The 19,996-nt window shown below is 38.7% G+C and carries 18 protein-coding genes; 2 read left to right on the top strand and 16 right to left on the bottom strand.

Translation table 11 applies throughout. From position 1 onward, the window contains the following. Positions 1-53: 53 nt before the first annotated feature. From B4N43_RS07695 to eat, 13 genes are all read right to left on the bottom strand, one after another. Positions 54-518 (bottom strand): GNAT family N-acetyltransferase, encoded by a 465-nt coding sequence (locus B4N43_RS07695; protein WP_286733915.1) that lies wholly within the window; start codon positions 516-518, stop codon positions 54-56. A 180-nt stretch (positions 519-698) separates the two neighbouring features. Then, positions 699-1,691 carry a hypothetical protein gene (locus B4N43_RS07690; RefSeq protein ID WP_286733914.1) on the bottom strand — a complete coding sequence of 331 codons (993 nt, stop codon included), beginning with the start codon at positions 1,689-1,691 and terminating at the stop codon, positions 699-701. Positions 1,692-1,771: 80 nt separating this feature from the next. Beyond that, positions 1,772-3,001 carry a S41 family peptidase gene (locus B4N43_RS07685; protein WP_083663821.1) on the bottom strand — a complete coding sequence of 410 codons (1,230 nt, stop codon included), beginning with the start codon at positions 2,999-3,001 and terminating at the stop codon, positions 1,772-1,774. Positions 3,002-3,143: 142 nt separating this feature from the next. Beyond that, positions 3,144-3,788, bottom strand: coding sequence for a hypothetical protein (locus tag B4N43_RS07680; RefSeq protein ID WP_286733912.1), 645 nt, complete (start codon positions 3,786-3,788; stop codon positions 3,144-3,146). Between the two features lie 172 nt (positions 3,789-3,960). Next, positions 3,961-4,686: a hypothetical protein gene (locus B4N43_RS07675; RefSeq protein WP_286733910.1), complete on the bottom strand. Its 726-nt coding sequence runs from the start codon at positions 4,684-4,686 to the stop codon at positions 3,961-3,963. Positions 4,687-5,089: 403 nt separating this feature from the next. After that, on the bottom strand, positions 5,090-6,817 hold the full coding sequence (locus B4N43_RS07670) for an amidohydrolase (protein ID WP_286733907.1): 1,728 nt from the start codon (positions 6,815-6,817) through the stop codon (positions 5,090-5,092). A 236-nt stretch (positions 6,818-7,053) separates the two neighbouring features. Beyond that, positions 7,054-7,755, bottom strand: a complete 702-nt coding sequence (locus tag B4N43_RS07665) for an HAD family hydrolase (protein ID WP_088161573.1) — start codon at positions 7,753-7,755, stop codon at positions 7,054-7,056. A 26-nt stretch (positions 7,756-7,781) separates the two neighbouring features. Further along, positions 7,782-8,270: an NUDIX hydrolase gene (locus B4N43_RS07660; protein WP_075992637.1), complete on the bottom strand. Its 489-nt coding sequence runs from the start codon at positions 8,268-8,270 to the stop codon at positions 7,782-7,784. 316 nt (positions 8,271-8,586) lie between these two features. Then, entirely contained in the window at positions 8,587-9,966 is a 1,380-nt protein-coding gene (locus tag B4N43_RS07655) for an aldehyde dehydrogenase family protein (RefSeq protein ID WP_157626094.1), read from the bottom strand. Continuing rightward, positions 9,944-10,720 (bottom strand): gamma-glutamyl-gamma-aminobutyrate hydrolase family protein, encoded by a 777-nt coding sequence (locus B4N43_RS07650; protein ID WP_286733902.1) that lies wholly within the window; start codon positions 10,718-10,720, stop codon positions 9,944-9,946. Before B4N43_RS07650 ends, B4N43_RS07655 begins: the two co-directional genes overlap by 23 nt. Continuing rightward, on the bottom strand, positions 10,695-11,852 hold the full coding sequence (locus tag B4N43_RS07645) for an iron-containing alcohol dehydrogenase (protein ID WP_075992639.1): 1,158 nt from the start codon (positions 11,850-11,852) through the stop codon (positions 10,695-10,697). The genes B4N43_RS07650 and B4N43_RS07645 overlap by 26 nt, the downstream gene beginning before the upstream one ends. Before the next feature lie 7 nt (positions 11,853-11,859). Next, positions 11,860-13,221 carry a glutamine synthetase family protein gene (locus tag B4N43_RS07640; protein ID WP_286733900.1) on the bottom strand — a complete coding sequence of 454 codons (1,362 nt, stop codon included), beginning with the start codon at positions 13,219-13,221 and terminating at the stop codon, positions 11,860-11,862. Beyond that, positions 13,218-14,540 (bottom strand): ethanolamine permease, encoded by a 1,323-nt coding sequence (gene eat, locus B4N43_RS07635; RefSeq protein ID WP_075992640.1) that lies wholly within the window; start codon positions 14,538-14,540, stop codon positions 13,218-13,220. The genes B4N43_RS07640 and eat overlap by 4 nt, the downstream gene beginning before the upstream one ends. Before the next feature lie 192 nt (positions 14,541-14,732). Between eat and B4N43_RS07630 the strand changes: the two genes are divergently transcribed. Then, positions 14,733-15,197, top strand: a complete 465-nt coding sequence (locus B4N43_RS07630) for an Lrp/AsnC family transcriptional regulator (protein WP_075992641.1) — start codon at positions 14,733-14,735, stop codon at positions 15,195-15,197. A gap of 169 nt (positions 15,198-15,366) precedes the next feature. On the opposite strand, the gene B4N43_RS07625 is transcribed toward B4N43_RS07630, so the two are convergent. Then, on the bottom strand, positions 15,367-15,774 hold the full coding sequence (locus B4N43_RS07625) for a pentapeptide repeat-containing protein (RefSeq protein WP_075992642.1): 408 nt from the start codon (positions 15,772-15,774) through the stop codon (positions 15,367-15,369). Between the two features lie 295 nt (positions 15,775-16,069). Between B4N43_RS07625 and B4N43_RS07620 the strand changes: the two genes are divergently transcribed. Next, entirely contained in the window at positions 16,070-17,647 is a 1,578-nt protein-coding gene (locus B4N43_RS07620) for a Na+/H+ antiporter (protein WP_075992643.1), read from the top strand. A 72-nt stretch (positions 17,648-17,719) separates the two neighbouring features. Here B4N43_RS07620 and B4N43_RS07615 read toward each other — a convergent pair whose 3' ends face one another. Together B4N43_RS07615 and B4N43_RS07610 are read right to left on the bottom strand one after the other, a co-directional pair. Further along, positions 17,720-17,995, bottom strand: a complete 276-nt coding sequence (locus B4N43_RS07615) for a hypothetical protein (RefSeq protein ID WP_075992644.1) — start codon at positions 17,993-17,995, stop codon at positions 17,720-17,722. Between the two features lie 38 nt (positions 17,996-18,033). Further along, positions 18,034-19,830: a serine hydrolase gene (locus tag B4N43_RS07610; RefSeq protein WP_172840690.1), complete on the bottom strand. Its 1,797-nt coding sequence runs from the start codon at positions 19,828-19,830 to the stop codon at positions 18,034-18,036. Positions 19,831-19,996 lie beyond the last annotated feature (166 nt).

The following is a 19,996-nucleotide window of genomic DNA, read 5'->3' as shown; positions in this document are numbered from 1 at the left end:
ACAGTTGGTGTTACACTCCCTATAGAAATTATCCCAATGAATTTTCATTACTATCAATCATCGATTTCCATACGCATTTCCAGAAGATTTGGTCTAAATCCTGCCTTTGCATAGGCTTTTTTTGCACTCGTATTTTCTTCATAAACCTGAAGTCTCACTTCTGAAATATTTCTTTCTTTTGCCCAGTTGATCAATCGGTGTAAAATCATTTTGTTGATACCCTGCCCTCGATATTCGGGTTTAACAAACATAAATCCGAGGTAAGCATACTTTTCATATTTTTGATAAGGTTTTGCATCCAATAATCTCGCATATCCTGATCCGACAACTTGATTGTCAACAATTGCAACAAGAACTTCAGCCTCCCTGGACCTGATCAGTTCTATGAGATCATAATAATGTATTTCGCCTAACTTCAATGTATTATCAAAAGGTCGTTCAGCTTCAACAATTCCTTGTTCAAACTCGATTAATACATTGATTTCGCTTTCTTTTGCTTGTCTGATGATTATTTCCATAATTAAGAATCTACGTCTATTATTTTGCCTTTTGTTGGCTATATCCACTGTTTGCAAATTACAAAACGAATAGCAACTATAGTATTATTTTCATATTTTAAGTTCTCGTAGAAAGGAACTTAAGAACCTTTTTGCCTTTTCAAATACAAGTTACATGTTTTATCACTTATAACAGACGGCCTATTTATCAAGAACATAATCTCGTTTTTCCAATACCCCATTTTTATATAGTTCAGTATAAATCAACGGGCCTCTTTTCCTTGTGTTGATTATTGGTTCCCCCGTTTCTTCATTATATTCTTGCAATAATTTATAACAGTTCCATTTGCCATTAGGAAGACCTCCCTTATACCTTGCTTCCAAGTACGTATACGAATCTGTAAATGATGGGTATTCTTGTAAATCCACATACCGATTTGCTTTAAATTCTATCCATTTTCCTTCTTTGTGGTGATTTTTTATTGAGCCCTGTTCTTCATCAGTTTTATATAAACCATTCTGATCATAGTATCTGACAAATGTTCCGTTGTGTAAAAGCTGAAATTGATAAACAGGTTTCTGTCTAAAGGGATTTTCATTAAATTCATAATCCCGCAATGAGATTATAAAGTTTTTATCTATATAAAATAATGTATAGTCCGTGAATCCCATTTCTCCCTCATGATGAAGATATATTCTTTTTATATCAACTGGCTTCCCATTCTTTACTGAAATTAAATATATTTTTTCTATGAATGGCTCGCTATAAAGGACTGCATTATATACAGCTAAAAAATGCAGCGAATACCCTCTATAACTGAGAAAATTAGAGGCAATTTTAATATGACTATATTCTTTACCTATAGCTTGCTCAAATGGAAAAGAAACGTCATATGCTTCTGGTAGCACCATGAGATGGTTTTTGAGTAATTGCTCAAATTTGAGCGCATAAAGATTTTCTAAGCCACGATGATCTTGTATAGCAGACAATATGGAGCCGATAGGTAGTTGTTTTGAAATATTTGAATATCCAAATGGAAGTGCTATGCAGTTTTTTTTATCCGCGTTAAAAAAGGTAGATCCTTTAACAAATACAGGTATATTCAAGCTCTTATTTTCCGTTTGTGCTTTGCAGTAGTTGGAAAGAAGCATAAACAAAAGAAGGATAAAAGTATCGTTAACTTTATTAAGCATAAACTTTTTATTTGTTCACATTGATCATAACATTGCTCCACAAGTTTTAGGGCAAACTGAGTCGGAATCCCCTAATTAATCTAAAAAGCCACCTCCCTAGCTTTTTCTAATGTTTCTTCGATATTTTTACATAAAATCTTGGGAATAAAATCCTCTCTTGGTATTCCGTTGATATGATACAATCTTTCAGTCGGAAATTGAAATCCAATTTTTGTTTCTGTGAGACGGAAATTTGAAATTGCGCCTAATAGTCCCGCCATAGGTGTGCCAATAACTGTAGCGCTATCTAGCGCGTCAAAACCAATAGCTATCCCTTCTCCCATACTTCCTGTCCAGTGTCCCACGAGGATATACACATTACCCTTGTAGGTTTTCTTACGTGGACTTACATACTCTACCCAATGTCGTTTTGTGTCATAATCCTTCTCATCAAATTCGTGAATCTGATAAGGTAGAACTTTATTGACAAACCGGCCCATAATGGCCCTCGCAACAGTTGAATTTCCACCGCTAGGAGTTTCTGTCAAATCCAAAATAAGGTTTTTATTAGAAATCAAACTGTCAAGAGCTTTATCAAATTCACCGATCAAGTTGTCATTTCCCAGTGAATTATTGATTTTGACATACCCCGTGTTTTCATTTATAACTTTATAATACAACAATTCATTCCTATTGGCATAGCTCACTGGTTCAAATGTCTTGCGTTCTCCGTTTTCAACTACGGTAATCACTCGTTTTTTATCGTGAGTTCCTGCAAAAAGCATATCTAAAGCATACTGATACATCTTTGGACTGTGGTAATCTGTAAATCGAGGTAAGAAACTTTTTAACTGTTCATCTATTGATACTCCGTTGAAAAGAGTTACTTGCATACCAATTTTTAACCCAGCTAAATCTGCACCAAAACCTTTTCTTAAGTCTTTTATTAAATATTTGTTCTGATCTTTTTCTACACGTATGTCGGACCACGATGGAATTAACCTGTTCGACGTATTAAGATTTATGCTTAATGATGAATGCCCATTGTACAGCTCATTCAACGTATTTTCAAGTAACTGAATAAACTCGTTGTCGTTTCTAACTTTTTCTGCTTGTGCTGAATAAATCTCTTTGACTTTATTCCAGTCGATATTTTGACTTTCTAAATAGGCGTAATGTTTATTGATGTCAGACCAAAACTCGTAAAAATCCTTTTGATATTTGGTTTGAGCGAAAATATTATTCTCTGTTAAAAATAAGAATGCTATAGTAAAAATAGCTTTAGTCAATAGGCTTAATTTCATCGTTGTGTTCTTGAATTGGTATTTCATTGGTTCAATAGGTAGCAAAAATAATAAAACCATCGTTAAAATAATACGGACTCTTTTGAAGTTACATTACTTTCTCATAATTCCTTCGCATAGATAGTTATAACTTGGAAAATCGTAGTTTTGTGATTCAGCAACTAAACTACTAACATCCCATAGGAGTTTTGATAATGATAAATTTGGTAAATTCTTTACCGTTGTCTTTACGACGACATGTGATCCGTAAAAAATACCGGCTTACGCTGACTGCTGATCGATATTCAGTTGGCGATTTTACTTTAGCCAAAAGTTTAAACCATTCTTCACCACAGTGCTCTTTTACTTTTTGTCTCAACTCGTCCATAGACACGCTAGGAAAGGATCGATAGTCCTGATCGGTATATTCTTCACTAAAAAATAGTCCATTCCTAACTTGTTTTAAAGACTTCCAGTCTGAGTTAAAATGTTTCCAATCAGTAAGATCACAATGGGGCCCTTCGTTCATAATAGTTACGCTGGTTTCATAGCGTTGTTCCACCATCAAATCACTAATCTGATCACTTAAAATAGAAATATAACTTCCCTCGATACTTTCTCCGACTTCTGCATCGATCTCTACCGTATCCCTTTGTAGCTGATCCATCTTTTCTGGATCAAAAATGGCCATTCCTTGAATTGAAACGACAAATTCATTGAACTTTATTGTTGTTGTAGCCTTCACGTTATTCGCAGTATGTGAGGTAGGTGCAGTATCTATCTGCTGCTGGGAGATTGCTACTTTTCCGTCAATAAGATGTTCTAATTGCTTCACATCCCTTTTTTGTTGGGGGATGCTAGGGTTGTTACAAGAGCAAATTGCGGCAGTTAAAATGATGATATTATGTCGTATTTTCATAAAGTTTTTAAGAGGTAAGTAGATACTACTTTACCTTATTAAATAAATCGATTCGTTATTACTCAAGTGATCAGCAAGTCACTATACCTTACTTGTTGTTTTCTTGTCTTAATCGGGCAGTGTAGTATGCAAACTGCTTGCTGTTTTCATTGTCAATTTTCTTAAGCGTAAAGGCTTTTATGATAATTGTCGTGTTATCGACCCATCTGATATTTTCCACTGCCCAATTGTCCGTTTCAAAACTGTTGTATTCGGAAAATTTGATTCGGAAAGGAGCTTTTCCACTATGGACGGCAATAACCCCAATAAAGCAACTATTCGAAGTATATACCTGATTGTAATAGTAAGCAAGAAAATATCCGTTTGGAGAAGGAATTGGTATTTCAACTGCTGCGTCGCCAATTGAAGCAATTGTATGTTGACTACCATTGGTGCTATCGATTAAAACCAGATCGCTAAAACCTAATGATTCGGAAACATGATTGCTTACGAGAATATGCATTTTTAGTTGGGGAAGATAGCCTTTATACTCCCAGCCCCGAAATCCATCACCCTGATTTGTTGAAAAACTATATTTCTTGAACTTTAACTCGCCTTTGCCAGTTTGAATCAAAAGGTTTTTTCCTTCAATAGTAGGAGTTTTATTGACAATATTATTGGAGCTAATTGCTTTACGATAGTCTTCTATTGTAGCCGTATTGAATACTAATTTAGGAAGGCTATTATACCGATCTCCATAACCTACTGTTAAATTTGGTATAGATTGACCGTAAACAAGGTTTATCGAAAAAAGAAATATCAATATCAATTTCATATTTATTTCTTGATTTTAGTAAGAGAAGGATCCTATCTGAGATGAACTTCCTCGCATCGTACGATAAAATAGATCAATTCATTTAAAAATGAATTTTTGAACTGATTATCTTATAAAGATAGGCCACAAGCCACAAGAGTTAAAGACCATTTTATATTTGCATGCGGCGATTTATTATTCGCTATATTTTTTTTAAAAGAAGAAGATTTGATGCTGCTGTATCGTTATGCAACTCTCCTGTTTTATTTCAACATTTGATCCTTTTGAAAACGAGGACTTCTACTTAGCATCATCCTCCCAATAGAATGGCAAAAACATATAATAATAGCGGGTTGTTCCCAAACAATTGCGAATTAAAATGTGGTTTACAATGATGTCTTTATTTATTGGATTTGCAGATTGATCAATTTCGCTTAAAGACTGTCTTCCCTTCTTTGATGGTTTCAACTACTTTGACATCCCGTAATTTTTTGGGGTCAATTGTTAACGGATTCTGATCCAAAATAACCAAATCAGCTAGTTTTCCTTTTTTTAGAGAGCCTTTATCTTTTTCTTCCTGATACTGATAGGCAGCATTGATCGTAATTGCTTTGAGCGCGTCCCTTACATCAATTCGTTCATCTGGCCCCAATAACATACCCGAACGTGTCGTCCGGTTGACCGCAGCATACACCCCAGTCATTAGATCGGGAGGTGTTACAGGACTATCATGATGGATGGTAAACAATATTCCTGCTTTTTTTGCTGATTGAGCTGGACTAATAAACGCCGCACGTTTGGGGCCAAAAACACTTTGATAGTGCCAATCCCCCCATAAATAAACATGGGACGAAAAATATGAAGGAATAACACCGATCTCTTTTATCTTGGCGATGTGATCAGGTCGGCTGTTCTGCACATGTATCAAGGTTGCCCTAAGCTCAGGCTTATAAATTCCTTCGGTTTTCAATTTGCCGATCACACGAAGCGCTTGATCAATAGCCGCATCGCCGTTAACATGTAATTGCGCCGTAATATGATTTGAAAACACTGTTTTTAAATCATTGTAGAGGGTCTCATCTGAAAAAATTGGAAAACCTTTGTAGTCGGCCGATTGGCCTTCTGGGGGAATGAGGTATGGTTCTGTCAACCAGGCTGTCTTCCCTTGAGGTGAACCATCGTCCGAGAATTTAAATCCACCAAATTTCAAGTGCTTTTCGTATTTCATGTAATTGGGTTTAAAGGATTTCCATTCGGCTTTGTTTGCTTCAAAATCCGGAAAATAAACCACGTCAGCCTTTAAAAGATTTTTCGAAGCGGCTTCCTTTAACAGGCCAACACTCACTCCCATCGAACGTCCATCACAGATCGTTGTCTGACCATAGCTAAGCCATTCGTCCTGCGCTTTGACAAAATCTTTTAGGGATTGGGATAGTTTATCTTCTGCCTGTTTGGGCTTGGGAATCATATCCGTTAACTTCACCAACGCGGCGAAAGAAGCATTTTCTTCCAATTTACCGTTTAGTCGATTATCAGGGCTTCGGCCATAATGCCCTCCCTCGGGGTCTTTCACATTTTCGGCAATACCTAATAACTTCAACATCGCACTATTGACAACGCTTGCATGACCAGAAGCATGAATGACAATAATGGGATTTGTCGTACTGACTGCATCCAATTCCTGACGAGTCGGATGACGATGCTCAAGCATGATGGCGTCATCATAACCATTTCCTAATACAGGAACAGCCGCCCCCAGTTTTGTTTGCTTAATAACTGTTAATAGAGCCTTTTGAAGATCGGGTATTGAATTAACGGTACCGTATGGACTTGGAGATAAATCTACTGCCTGTTCCATCCCTGCTCTTGAAGTGATATGGCCATGGGCGTCAATAAAGCCGGGCAATAAAGTTTTTCCTTTTAAATCGATCTGTTCGGTGTTTTCTCCTATATAGGGATCTGCTTCTTTCCGGTTACCAACGAAAAGAATCTTCCCGTCTTTTAATACTAAAGCATCTACTTGAGGAAAATCATCTTCCATCGTTACAATATTTCCACCAAAATAGAAGGTATCCCCTTTTTGCTGGTTGCTCTTACAGCTTAAAATAAAAAGAGGTAAAAAGAAAAATAGATATTTCGTAATTATTGCCATGTGAAAGGTTAACTGTACTAATGAATAACAAAAGAAATCAGTTAATTGTTTCGCAGCTCTTTGCAGGGGAATAGTCAGTTAATGCTTTGTGTTCGGCGATAAACAGATCGTCGACCTAACCGCGAGGATCATTTTGACGAATGCACTGAACCGACTGCAGATCGGTATGGAGGATAACGATTAAAAATAGTGGTATTGAAATGACTAAAAATGCGCATCTAGATACGCATTTTAGATTAAAGCAGAATCGGTAGTAGTTGATTCAGACTTTCTACCTGAAGAAAATTGCTTGGTTTAATCTCATCACTAGCTTGCTCATGTGTCCAGGTCACATGGTAAGGGACATGTATTGCCTGCCCTCCCAATTCCAATACTGGCAGCACATCGGAGTTGATTGAATTTCCGATCATGATAAAATTTTCGGCGGGGCATTCAATTTTGTTCAATAATTTTATGTAATCCTCATTTTTCTTGTTGCTCATAATCTCCACATGATGGAAATGCTTTTGGAGCCCCGATTTTTTTAGCTTTCTTTCTTGATCCAAAAGGTCACCTTTTGTGGCTACAATTAATTTATAATGTGGACTAAGCCTTACCAGCGTATCTTCGACACCTTCCAATAATTCAATCGGCATCTTTAATAAATCCTGTCCAATCGCTATGATTTTGTCTATTGTCTTCAGCGATAGCTGTCCAGCCGAAATACGGCTGGCAGTCTCTATCATACAAAGAATAAAGCCTTTCACACCATACCCATAGAGGGACAGGTTGTTCATTTCTGTTTCAAATAACTCTTTTGATACTGCATGTTGTGGAAGATAATTTTCCAATAGTGCGCAAAAATCATGTTCTGCTTTTTGAAAATATGGCTCGTTTATCCATAATGTATCATCTGCATCGAATGCAATGACTTTAATGGCAGTTTTATTGATAATCATTCTAATTTTAATTCAATTTAAGTAGTTTACTTGATCTTGGTACCATCATATTGTTCCCTTAGCCCCGTCAAGTTTAGGTCTGAATCATATACGGCATTAAAAGCAAACAGTTTTCCCTTAGCCACATAATCATAAATATAAAGATCGGTTAAAGGGGTCGGAATAGATTCCAGTTCGTCTGCAGAGATCCATTCGAGGTCACCCTCATTACAATAGGGTGCCTCTATATATTCGATATCCGATACATATACATAGCTGATCCAATTGTAATTGACCGGTGATGTTTCGGTTAACAAGCCACAAAATTGTTTTGAAGTGATATGGATTCCTGTTTCTTCCATGACCTCACGAACCACTGCATCGTCCGGGTTTTCAAATGGGTCTAATTTCCCACCAACGGGAACATACATATCTTTATTGGGTTCTTTAAGGCGCTTTAGCAATAGAAACTTATCTTTATTTCTTAATATACATAGTGTGGCTACGCGCTTCAAACCTGTCACTTCATTGCTCATCTCTTTTCTGTTTGTAACAAAAATAGAAAATGTTGCGAGAGTCTTCAAGCATTTTTAGCGAATTCATTCAGCTTATATCTCCTAAGTGACGACTTGCGTATCTATCTGATCGACATAAATCGCTTTGGTGACAGCTTTACCACGAGGCGAGCTAATAATTCCTACGCACTCATCTTTCATTTTGAATAGCTCTTTAAGAGGATAATATGGTTTCAATATTTTCATGGATCTAGGCTTATAACTTCGTATAAATGGGAAAGCCCATTATCCGATGAACTATCGGCATAATGGGCTATATCTGTAAAATAGATATGAATCATAGGGATCTTAAATGATAGGCTTTAGGCTGAACAAATGCCCGAATACCTTGAGCCGACAAAGTTGAACCTAAACCAGAATTTCTCCGCCCGGACCAAGGTACATTAGGGCTTACTCTGTCGCAGCAGTTCCAATATACTGTTCCTGTATCCATTTTGCCAAGGATATTCATTGCTCTGTCCTGATCGGAAGAAAACACTGCTGCAGTAAGGCCATACCTCGTATCTTGCATCAGCATTATTGCCTCCTCGTCTGAAAATACCTTTTGTATACCTATCAGCGGGCCAAAAGTTTCTTCACGCATAAGTGCCATATTGTGATTACAATGTTCGAATACAGTTGGGGCATAATAATATCCCTCACCTTCTAATGCGTGTCCGCCCAACCGCAGTATTGCTCCCTTTTCAAGGGCATCTTTCACCTGCTCTTCAAGAACGTCCAGTTGAGCAGCTCTGGTTAAAGGGCCAATAAATGTATCTTCAGCACATGGATCGCCCACCCGATAGGACGCTACCTCCTCAATAAATGCCTCGACAAACTGATCGTATATCTGTTCTGAAACATAGATGCGTTCAACAGCACAACAGCTCTGCCCATTGTTGTAGAAAGCGCCCTCAGCTGCCGACACTGCCGCCTGTTTTATATCTTTGACATCTTCAGTGACATATAGCGGATCCTTTCCGCCCAACTCAAGCTGGACTGGAACTAATTTATGTGCTACGGTCGTGGCAATATGCACTCCTGTCTTATAGGATCCAGTAAAAAAATAGCCGTCCAATGGCAATGATAAGATATGCTCGCCAATCCGCCCATCTCCTACAACACAATGAAATACATTATCAGGTACGCCTGCCTGATAAAGATATTTTGCAAACTGCAAGCCTGTCAACGTAGCAAATTCAGAAGGTTTATAGAGAACAGCATTGCCCGCAACCAAGGCATAGAGAAAAACATTGAAGCCGACATTATAAGGAAAATTCCATGCAGAAATATTGGCAATTACACCAAGTGGTTCATATCGAATATGTTCTAGCGTTGTGCCATCACGCACAATAACTTCTTCTGAAAGCCATCTTTCAGCATTTTTTCGGAGATGTTCAATGCGGTTCTGTGCTCCGTTAATTTCATTAAGCGATTGTATTATGGGTTTGCCCGTTTCTTTGGTAAGGATCTCTGCAAGCTCCTGTTTATTTGCCAAGATCAGCTGCCCAAATTGTATGATGCACTCTAAACGATCCTTTAAAGGAACTTTTGCCCATGTGTGCTGTCCTTGCTTTAGTAAGGATAGTGTATTTTCCAACTCAACTGTTGTGGTGGAAGGCAACGTTGCCGCTACAGCGCCAGTTGCAGGATTTCTAATTTCTATGTTGTTTTGCATGTTCAATAAAAACATTAAAAATCAAATTTTCATCTAAAAGTATTCCCTTCTGTGTTTGGGAAAATTCGGGATGCCATTGTACACCCATCACTTTCCCGGCCGCTTCTTTGATATAACCAAATGCCTCGATAAATCCGTCTTCCGAGCGCGCATACACTTCGAGATCACGGCCAAGATCTTTAACAGCCTGATGATGTACCGTGTTGACCAATGGATTGGCAACATGGCCATATAGTCTGTCGAAAAGTGTTCCTGCCTCTATATGGACCGGATGATTGATTGTATCATATAAACTTGCTGAGCGATGAACAGCCGAATGAGGAAGCTGACTAACGATATCCTGATACATTGTACCTCCAAAATACACGTTCATCAACTGAAATCCCCGACAGATGCCTAAGACCGGCTTATGATTTCTGATGGCATAATCCAATATTTTTAGCTCGTATTGATCCCGATAAGGGTCCCCTTTCCAGGGGCCGATAGGTTCCTCGCCATAATGTTGAGGAGCTATATCGCTTCCACCTTGAAGAACTATACCATCCATCTGGTGTAAGATGTCCGCTAACAATGATTCTTCAAGATCCGGCAATAATATAGGAAGAACACCTTTTTTACTTATCCATCGAGCCATATCATTTTCCATATAACTCAGTGATTTGTGGCCAAAGACTGTCCTCTCGGGGTCTGGATAAAAAAAACAGGCACTAATACCGATTTTTAACATATCATTTTCCTTCGTATGCGGTTTCATAAATTGCAAGAAAATCTGCTTTACTAACAGGCTTGGGGTTCGATGGGTGACAGAAATCTGCAAGCGCAAGTTCTGATAAAGGTTGCAAATGTTCCTTTTTTACGCCAATTGCGGGTAACTGTGTAGGCAGTCCCAAACGCACATTGAGGTCAAACAGATAGTCAACAACCTTGTCTCCAGCATTGTTGCCAAGCCCCAAAGCCATGGCCATCTTATCGAAACGATCTTCAAAACCCGCATAATTAAACTGCATGCCGTAAGGAAGATTTACCGCGTTGGCCAGTCCATGATGAGTATCGAGGAGCGAAGAAAGCGGATGCGCTAAACTATGAACGACTCCTAATCCCTTCTGAAATGCAACAGCTCCCATCAATGATGCCAAAAGCATTTTAGAGCGCGATTGCAAGTCAGATTCTTTTGTAGCGCACTCAATCGAAGTAGCCACCATGGCCATTCCTTCAAGCGCAATACCATCACACATCGGATGGTACCCTTTGGCCAAATATGCTTCCATATTGTGGGTAAGTGCGTCCATTCCCGTTGCCGCCGTAATAAACGGTGGCAGGTCCATTGTAAGCAAAGGATCGGCAAATACAATTTTTGCCATCAATCTCGGACTAAACAGAATTCGTTTTTTCTTGGTTTCATCTTCTGAAATAATAGCACTACGGCCCACCTCACTCCCGGTCCCAGCGGTCGTAGGTACAGTAATCAATGGTGGTATCTCGTTGGTCACATAGATATCGCCTCCGATCAGATCGTCGTAATCAAATAAATCACGATGATGATTTGCGCGCAAGGCAATTGCCCGTGCTACGTCGAGTGCTGCTCCACCACCAACGCCAATAATTGAATCTCTATTTTGCCCTCTAAAGACATCTCCTCCCAAAAGGACATCAGATTTTACTGGATTTTTGTGCAAATCATGAAAGACAATAACGTCGATCCCTTTGTTCGTCAGCTTTTGTTGAACTTCCTTAAAAAATGGCAGTTCGGCAATAGTCGGATCCGTTACCAATAAAGGGCGACTAAGTCCATTGGCCAATAAATAGCCTGGGAGCTCGTCGATCACTCCAGCACCAAAACGGATCGGTGTAGGAAAATTAAAACCATAAATTTTTGCTGTATCCATCGTTCAGTTATATAATTTCAAAATATCTTTTTGTTTCCCAATCTGTTACTTGTTCTGAAAATTGTCGCCATTCCCATAACCTTGATTTACAAAAATGATCGACAAACTTTTGGCCAAACAACTCGGATGCTATTTGCGATTGCGCCATTCGAGTGGTCGCATCGTAGAGATTTCTTGGTAATACGCCATGTTGCAGATCTTCATAACCATTTCCGATAGTATGTCGATTGTCCAATGGCAATTTATGTTTGATGCCGTACAACCCGCTAGCCAAACATGCTACTATGGCCAAGTAAGGGTTCACATCTGAACCGACAACACGGTGTTCAATGCGCGTGGCTTTAGGGCCACCTTCAATGACCCGGAGTGCTGTGGTACGATTATCTATGCCCCAGGTCAGGGTTGTAGGTGCCCATGCTCCTTCAGTCAGCCTTTTATAACTGTTAACAGTAGGCGCCAATAACGGTAGAATATCAGGTAAACAATACAATTGCCCAGCAAGAAAATGCTTCATCAACTGGCTCATTCCGAGTTCATCTTCTTTATCATAAAAGAGGTTACTCTGTTTGTTGAGATCCCAAAGACTTTGATGCACATGGCCGCTGCAACCTGGTAAATCCTTTGTCTGTTTAGCCATAAAACTCGCGGTAATATTATGTTTTTTCCCAATTTCTTTAACGGCAGATTTAAAGAGCGTAGCCCTATCAGCAGCTTCAAGGGCATCACTACATTGGATAGCTGCTTCCAGTACACCTGGCCCGGTCTCCGTATGTAGACCCTCAAGAGGTACGTCGAATCTTTCGAGCATGGCTAAAAGATCCTGAAAAAAGTCATAATTGTCGGACATCCGTAAGATAGAATAGCCAAACATACCAGATGTGATTGGTGTCATATCTGTGAAACTATTTTGGGAAGAGGCATCATTGGCTTTCACGAAATTAAACCATTCAAATTCCTGTGAAAAAATTGGTTTAAATCCAGCAGTCTCCGATTGTGAAATTATGGTTTTAAGGAGAGCTCTTGGACACACATTTTGGTCCTGAGAAAGCGGAGATTCAAAATCAGCTAGAAAAAAGGGAATATCCTCCTGCCAGGGAATCTGTCGAAATGTATTTCCATCAATACGTGCCGGGAAATCGCCGTATCCCGTATGCCAGCCTGTAATTTCCACATTGTCATAAACCTGATCGTTAACATCCCATCCAAACACCACCGAACAAAATCCAAATTCATTGTCCAGTGCAGAGATAAACTTATCGCGATGCATGAATTTTCCACGTAAGACCCCGTCTATATCTGCAACGGCAACTTTAACGTGAGTACTTGTGCATGCTTTTAGTTTGGAAATAATTTCATTTTTAGTTATCATAATTCGATGGTTTTATCCTTGTCAAGGAAGATTAGGAAATAAAGGTATGATAAGATGACAAGCCCAAAGAATAATAGAGCTGTCAATGGGTTATAATATATCATTGCAATGAGACAAACGACAGCGATAATCAACGCAATCGCTGGAAACAACGGATACAACGGAACTTTGAATGGGCGTTCCAGATCAGGTTCCTTTTTTCGCAAGGCAAAAAATGACCACATGGATATAATGTAAAGACAGATTGCCCCAAAACATGCGATGGTAATAATACCTGCGGTCTTCCCGGTCAGTAATGCTATGATGCCAATAGCCATATTGATTAAGAGTGCATTGGCCGGAGTCTTAAATCGTTGATGTACTTTTCCAAGAATCGACGGTGCATAACCCACTCTCCCAAACTCGAAGGTAGCTCTGCCACCAGCGAGAATGATACCATGAAATGAGGCTATAAGACCCAATAGGCCAACACCTATAAGTAATTTATAAAGAATATGGCGATTATCAATGACGTGTGCAATAGCAAGTGGCAACGGCGAATCTGACGGTTCAGTACTTCCGACAGGATACACAACAGCCTCCCAACCGCCGACACCCACCGCCGATAAAAATGTAATGATACAAAGCACAACTAAAGTCACTATGGCCGATCCAAAACCGATTAACACATTTTTCTGTGGATTGATAGTTTCCTCAGCGACATTGGCCACACCTTCAATAGCGAGAAAAAACCAGATAGCAAACGGAATAGCAGCAAAAATGCCAGAGAACCCATTGGGCAATGCGTTGTGCTCAAGGTTAGAGAATTCGAAAGCTGGAAATGTAACCCCTGCAAATATCAGTAATTCAATAACCGCAAGAACAGTTACAACCAATTCAAATGATGCAGCGAGCTTAACCCCCAGTATATTCATTGAAGTGAAAATCACATAGGCCCCAATCGCAAAAATAAGATAGTCAACCGAAGGATGCAGTAAATGTAGATAAGCACCTATAGCAGCGGCAATGGCAGGCGGTGCAAAAACAAACTCGATATTTTGTGCAATACCGGCGACAAATCCCAAATGCTTGCCCAGTCCTCGATTGGCATATTCAAAGGCTCCGCCAGCCCTAGGAATCGCACAAGCCAGCTCTGTATAGCTGAATGTAAATGTAAGATACATGATAATAACGAATACTGTAGCAATGGCCAATCCCAATGTGCCGCCTTCCGCCAAACCGAGATTCCATCCAAAATACATTCCCGAGATAACATAGCCTACACCTAATCCCCATAACATAACAGGACCAAGGACTTTTTTTAATTGAGGCTCACTCATAATTTTATTTAGGTTGGTAAATTGATAGTAATTAACTAATCTAAATTTACTACATATAGTTTAAATGATAGTGTTATATATCTGTGATTATAGCTATTTTAGTAAAATAATATGGTTAGATATCATTTACTAGTGTATACGATCTAACTATAGTCTTAGATATACTTTTTTTAGATTTAATTTACTACGATCATGAAATTGGATGAGAAAGACCTCATGCTTCTGGACCTGTTGCAACAGGATGCGAATATAAGTAACAAGGAAATATCTGACCGTGTTAATTTATCGATGACTCCCGTATACGAACGTATTAAGAAATTAATAGCAACCTCTGTTCTTAAACAGAAAGTCTTTCTGCTTGACAGAAGAAAACTTGATCTTAATCTAATGGTACTCGTATCCATCAGTATGGAAAAACATTCCAATGAAAGTGCCTTGTTATTTATGGAAGAGATACAAAAATTTCCAGAAGTAGTCGAGTGTTTTCACGTAACGGGCGCATTTGACTATCAAATAAAGGTCATGGTTAGGGATGTCGATCACTATCACGAATTCAATTTTAATAAACTGGCAACAATCAAGGGAATCAGACATATGGAAAGTTATTTTGTGATGAAAGAAATCGTGAATACAACTCGTCTCCCAATCTTTCTTTGATAATTTAGTCTAGCGTATTTTGGATTTCAAATGATTCAGCTTTCCGATTCTGCACTGATGACTCTCCTAATTTAGCCTCCCAAAATTGATGGATTTCATTGGTATAGCAACTGCACTTAGGCAATGGTTCATACCTGCAGAACCATGCCCTTTGTATGTAAAGTGTTGTTTATAGGAGGACAATATTCTCAAGCGATACGCCTACTCCCTTCAGAGCAGCATAGGTTAATTTGTCCATTGATGCTCCGTCAAAATCAATAGTTTTAAGACTCTTATAATATTTATTCGTAAGCGCAAAGGTTGGCCGAAAGAAAACATTTCTAAGAATCACCCCGCTAAATGAACTGTTTGCTAGGTCTGCATTATCGAATTTTACATCCATAAAAACTTGCCCATCGAAGCTTATGCCTCTCATATCACAAGACTGAAAGCTAACACCATTAAATTCACAGTCTTCAAAAATAGTTCTTCTGAGATCCGACGCTGTAAATTTTACATCAGCCACCTTTATACCAATACCTCCAGTTGTAATTATGCTACTATCGTTGTATTCTAACAACTTCGCGTTGTTACCCATAAAATATAGCCCTATGCAGCTGTTTAAACAGGATTTTAAGTGAAAACTCCTAAAAGACGAACCTTTGTTTATAGTGACACCATCCAATATTTTAAATCTTGGGGTAAAGTCAAAGACAAATTTTGCCTAATTTAGGAAGATTTACCATAGGAATATAAGTTAAAACATGTTGCCTTCAATTGTCCAGTTGGTAGATGACTTTCTTGTAGCAATTCGTAGGCAACCATGAATACCGCCAAGCTAGTTTAAATATTTCTAGAAATTTGATCTATATTTATGTACCTAAAATTTACATATGTTGGAGAATTTTGAGTTTTACCTTTTTTTAGTTCTACTAATCACTATGTTGATCATGTTGGCGAAGAAAATTCAGGTTGCATACCCTGTTTTACTCGTATTAGCGGGACTTGTAATAAGTTTTATCCCGGGAGTTCCTCCTATAAAGGTAGAACCCGAATTGATATTCATTATTTTTTTACCGCCACTCCTCTACGAGGCCGCTTGGTCAACTTCCTGGAAAGAACTCTGGCGATGGCGTCGGATTATCTTCAGCTTTGCCTTTGTTGTCGTCTTTTTTACAGCATTATCCGTTGCCGTTTTTGCCAACTATTTTATTCCAGGATTCTCCTTAGCTCTTGGCTTTCTATTGGGTGGAATAGTTTCCCCTCCCGATGCGGTTAGTGCTGGTGCAATTTTAAAATTCGTGAAGGTACCCAAAAGGCTGGCGTCCATACTGGAAGGTGAAAGTTTGTTGAATGATGCTTCCTCATTAATAATTTTTCGCTTTGCAATGATTGCTGCTGCTACTGGCCAATATGTTTGGTACCAAGCCGCCGGAAGCTTTATTTGGATGTGTATTGGTGGAGTGGGAATCGGACTTACAATTGCCTATGTTTTTTTGAAAATGCACAAACTTTTACCAACCGATTCCAATACAGATATATTGCTAACTTTTATTGCACCGTTCTCGATGTATTTGGTAGCGGAACAGCTCCACGCTTCTGGGGTTCTTGCGGTTGTCAGTGGCGGCTTATTTCTCTCTTATCGTAGTCACGATTTTTTGAGCAGTGCATCCCGGATCCGGACAGTAACCGTATGGGAAAGCTTCTGCTTTCTGTTGAATGGCATCGTCTTTATGCTTATCGGATTAGATTTACCGGAAATTGTTTTTGGATTGGGTGATACCAATATCTCTACTGCTATTGGATATGGCGTAGCAGTTACAATAGTCCTTATTCTTGTACGAGTTTTTGCAGGGTATGCTGCAGTAATTACCACCTTGATTATGAGAAATTTTATAACGGTCGCAGATGCTCAATCCCCGGGTTGGCAAACGCCAATGATTATCGGCTGGACGGGAATGCGTGGTGTCGTTTCTTTGGCAGCAGCACTATCCATCCCATTAACTTTAGCTGATGGATCTCCTTTCCCTCAACGAAACCTTATTCTTTTCATCACATTTGTTGTGATTCTGTTGACCCTACTCGTTCAAGGCTTGACGCTCCCTTTTATATTAAGAAAAATCAAATTAGTAGATAGAGACTTTATTAGAAGTGAAAAGGAGATCGATTATGAAATTCAGAACAGATTGGCCCAAGTCGCCGTTGACAAGATTCGTAATGATTACGCGGACAAAGTTGAAAGTTTTCCTACCTTGAAGGATCAACTACAGAAGTATGAAAATCAACTGCGGAGCTCCGAGATCATCATTAATTACGCCGAATACCGTAAAATCTATATCGATATCCTCGAAACCCAGCGCATTTGGCTTATCAATAAAAATCGTGAGGAACTTTTATTGGACGAAGAGATCATTCGAAAACACCTTCGTTTACTAGATCTTCAGGAAGAAAGATTGAATATGAGAAGTTAGTTTATCCCTAGATCAGCCTAATACTGTACATTAATGATCGACAATACCGTTTGAATTGTCGATCATTAGTAGCTAATTTACTTCATCTTCATCCAAATAAATGTCGTGGACAACAAAACGAATATTTTTGCTAAACACCAACATATCCTCCACATCTTCAGAATCTATAGCATAAAGTGTTTCTACCCCACCTTCATCCAGAAGTTCGGAATCTGGTATAAGTTCAAAAAAAGTGATTCCTTCAACAATGGATAATTCTTCAACTTTAATATATGATACATCCTGGCTTTTCCAAAGTGAGAGAATTTCCTTGGAAAACAATCGATAATTATTAGCTTGATTTGACATGGTCGCAAATTAGCAAAAAAAAACTCATTATATTTCTGTTATAACGTTTCTAAAATCTTACTGACTTTTTCATTTTTAGGATTAATTTCAAAAACTTTTCGATAATTCTCCTTAGCGCTATCTATTTGTCCTGACTTCAGGTAGGCTTCCGCTAAACTATCATACACATTTTCACTTTTAGGATATAGCATCGTATTCACCTTAAATATATCAACAGCTTGATTTATTTTATGCTGATTGAGCAGTTCATAACCTACGCCATTCAGGAAACCTTCTGAAAGCAAATCATTGGAACTATCCTGTTCTTTTGCTTTTTGATAAGCTTTTAATCCATCCTCGAAATTTCCTTCTAAAATAAGCTCCAGCGGAGTCCGGTCATTTGCATTGACTTTCGGATTTCTGGAATAAATCTTTTTATCGCGCAAAATCTGTACAAGCTCATATTGGCCGCTTTCGGTATCCTTTGAAAATATGACGTTTACGTTTCGATCTCGCATAGCAAATGTATTTGCCGACACTTTAACCAATTCTACAGGCTTGTCTAAATTTTGGGCTGACATTAGCTTGCCATTTTGATTATAGACCCTTATAACACCATATTTTCCAGATCTATAACGTCCACTATTGTCATGCAGTTCTTGAGGACTTAGTGGCAAAATTTTATTTATTGGAGCTAGATAATTGGGCCATTGATAAGTTAATGCGACCGCTCGGACAAGTTCGTTGATAAATTCAGGTTTGTTTGTGTTCGTAAGAATAACTACTCCATCACCGCTTGTTTTATTTCCAATAAAATAGGAGCTAAAGCCTTCGTTCCATCCACCATGGCAAAAATAAGATGAGCCGTTATAATCTTCTAGGAATACACCTAATCCTATAATAGGTTCAATATAGGGACTTGTGAATTCTTCTGCCATCTTCTTAGAGATAACAAGACTACTTTTGCCATTTAAAGTCCGTTGAATATCGATTACGAATCTAGCGTAATCTTCTGCTGTTGACCATAGGCCCGCAGCCGCCTGTTCTGGGTAGACATGATATCTTCCTTCTACCTTTTTGCCATCCATCGTATAAGCCGTCGCCGCAAATTGTCTTTTCGATTCAGGAAGAGGCTGGGCAAAAGTGCTATTTTTCATACCCAAAGGTGAGAGTACCTTTTCTTCCATAATACTGCCATAATCTTTTCCTTCAATGTCAACGAGCATCTGTTGAAGTACCGTATACCCACCGCCTGAATATCGAAAATCTGAGCCGGGAAGTTTATCAACATAAACCATAGGTGTATTAGCTGGCTTTACACCACTCAGTACTTCAACCGCTGTAGGAATTGGGTCTGTTATCCGATACCCCGGGAATCCACTTACAGTAAGTCCCGCAGTATGGCTAACGATATTTTTGAGTGTAACATTTTCCCTTTTGGTCCAGTCATTTTTAGGTATTTTCCAAGATTTTAGGTACAAATTCACATCGACATTCGATTCCAACTTGCCAAGCTCAACTTCCTTCAGTGCGGCATATGCACTTACAGGCTTGCTCATGGAGGCCACCTGAAATAAGGTATTTGACCTGACAGGCGTTTTCGAATCGAGATCGGCAAAGCCATAAGTTTTGCTCCATAATACTTCAGAGTTTTTTATCACAGCGATGCTTACCCCTGGAACCTGATAGAATTCCATACGCGATATAATATTCCATGTCGGTTCACCCTCAAAACGAACAGGGGGTATTAGACTGGATTCTACATGAGAAATCTCATTTATTTTTTGGTGGGCCGTTTGAGCAAATGCGGTTGACACTAGTATCGCAAAAATTCCAGTAATTGGTAAAGCTTTCATTTTATTTATGATCATTTAAATGGTAATACAAAGCTTCTATCCTATCAATCTTTAGCTTTGTAATTCTTCATTGAAATCTAATGCCAATTTTATTGCCAAAAACATAAGCCACTATAAGACAGTTTGATATCATACTGTTTTAATATAAATTGATCGTATTCGGACA

The sequence above is a fragment of the Sphingobacterium sp. UBA1897 genome, assembly GCF_002337775.1.
Taxonomy (GTDB): Bacteria; Bacteroidota; Bacteroidia; order Sphingobacteriales; family Sphingobacteriaceae; genus Sphingobacterium; species Sphingobacterium siyangense.
Note: the sequence above shows the minus strand (reverse complement) of the source record. Positions and strands in the feature narration are given on the sequence as shown.

What these genes read in the sequence shown, in the direction of transcription:
- B4N43_RS07625 (WP_075992642.1), bottom strand. Translation starts at nt 15,774, where the DNA reads ATGGGTAACAACGCGAAGTTGTTAGAATACAACGATAGTAGCATAATT.
- B4N43_RS07645 (WP_075992639.1), bottom strand. Translation starts at nt 11,852, where the DNA reads ATGGATACAGCAAAAATTTATGGTTTTAATTTTCCTACACCGATCCGT.
- B4N43_RS07610 (WP_172840690.1), bottom strand. Translation starts at nt 19,830, where the DNA reads ATGAAAGCTTTACCAATTACTGGAATTTTTGCGATACTAGTGTCAACC.
- B4N43_RS07620 (WP_075992643.1), top strand. Translation starts at nt 16,070, where the DNA reads ATGTTGGAGAATTTTGAGTTTTACCTTTTTTTAGTTCTACTAATCACT.
- B4N43_RS07685 (WP_083663821.1), bottom strand. Translation starts at nt 3,001, where the DNA reads ATGAAATACCAATTCAAGAACACAACGATGAAATTAAGCCTATTGACT.
- B4N43_RS07655 (WP_157626094.1), bottom strand. Translation starts at nt 9,966, where the DNA reads ATGCAAAACAACATAGAAATTAGAAATCCTGCAACTGGCGCTGTAGCG.
- B4N43_RS07675 (WP_286733910.1), bottom strand. Translation starts at nt 4,686, where the DNA reads ATGAAATTGATATTGATATTTCTTTTTTCGATAAACCTTGTTTACGGT.
- eat (WP_075992640.1), bottom strand. Translation starts at nt 14,540, where the DNA reads ATGAGTGAGCCTCAATTAAAAAAAGTCCTTGGTCCTGTTATGTTATGG.
- B4N43_RS07695 (WP_286733915.1), bottom strand. Translation starts at nt 518, where the DNA reads ATGGAAATAATCATCAGACAAGCAAAAGAAAGCGAAATCAATGTATTA.
- B4N43_RS07615 (WP_075992644.1), bottom strand. Translation starts at nt 17,995, where the DNA reads ATGTCAAATCAAGCTAATAATTATCGATTGTTTTCCAAGGAAATTCTC.
- B4N43_RS07690 (WP_286733914.1), bottom strand. Translation starts at nt 1,691, where the DNA reads ATGCTTAATAAAGTTAACGATACTTTTATCCTTCTTTTGTTTATGCTT.
- B4N43_RS07650 (WP_286733902.1), bottom strand. Translation starts at nt 10,720, where the DNA reads ATGAAACCGCATACGAAGGAAAATGATATGTTAAAAATCGGTATTAGT.
- B4N43_RS07630 (WP_075992641.1), top strand. Translation starts at nt 14,733, where the DNA reads ATGAAATTGGATGAGAAAGACCTCATGCTTCTGGACCTGTTGCAACAG.
- B4N43_RS07660 (WP_075992637.1), bottom strand. Translation starts at nt 8,270, where the DNA reads ATGAGCAATGAAGTGACAGGTTTGAAGCGCGTAGCCACACTATGTATA.
- B4N43_RS07640 (WP_286733900.1), bottom strand. Translation starts at nt 13,221, where the DNA reads ATGATAACTAAAAATGAAATTATTTCCAAACTAAAAGCATGCACAAGT.
- B4N43_RS07665 (WP_088161573.1), bottom strand. Translation starts at nt 7,755, where the DNA reads ATGATTATCAATAAAACTGCCATTAAAGTCATTGCATTCGATGCAGAT.
- B4N43_RS07670 (WP_286733907.1), bottom strand. Translation starts at nt 6,817, where the DNA reads ATGGCAATAATTACGAAATATCTATTTTTCTTTTTACCTCTTTTTATT.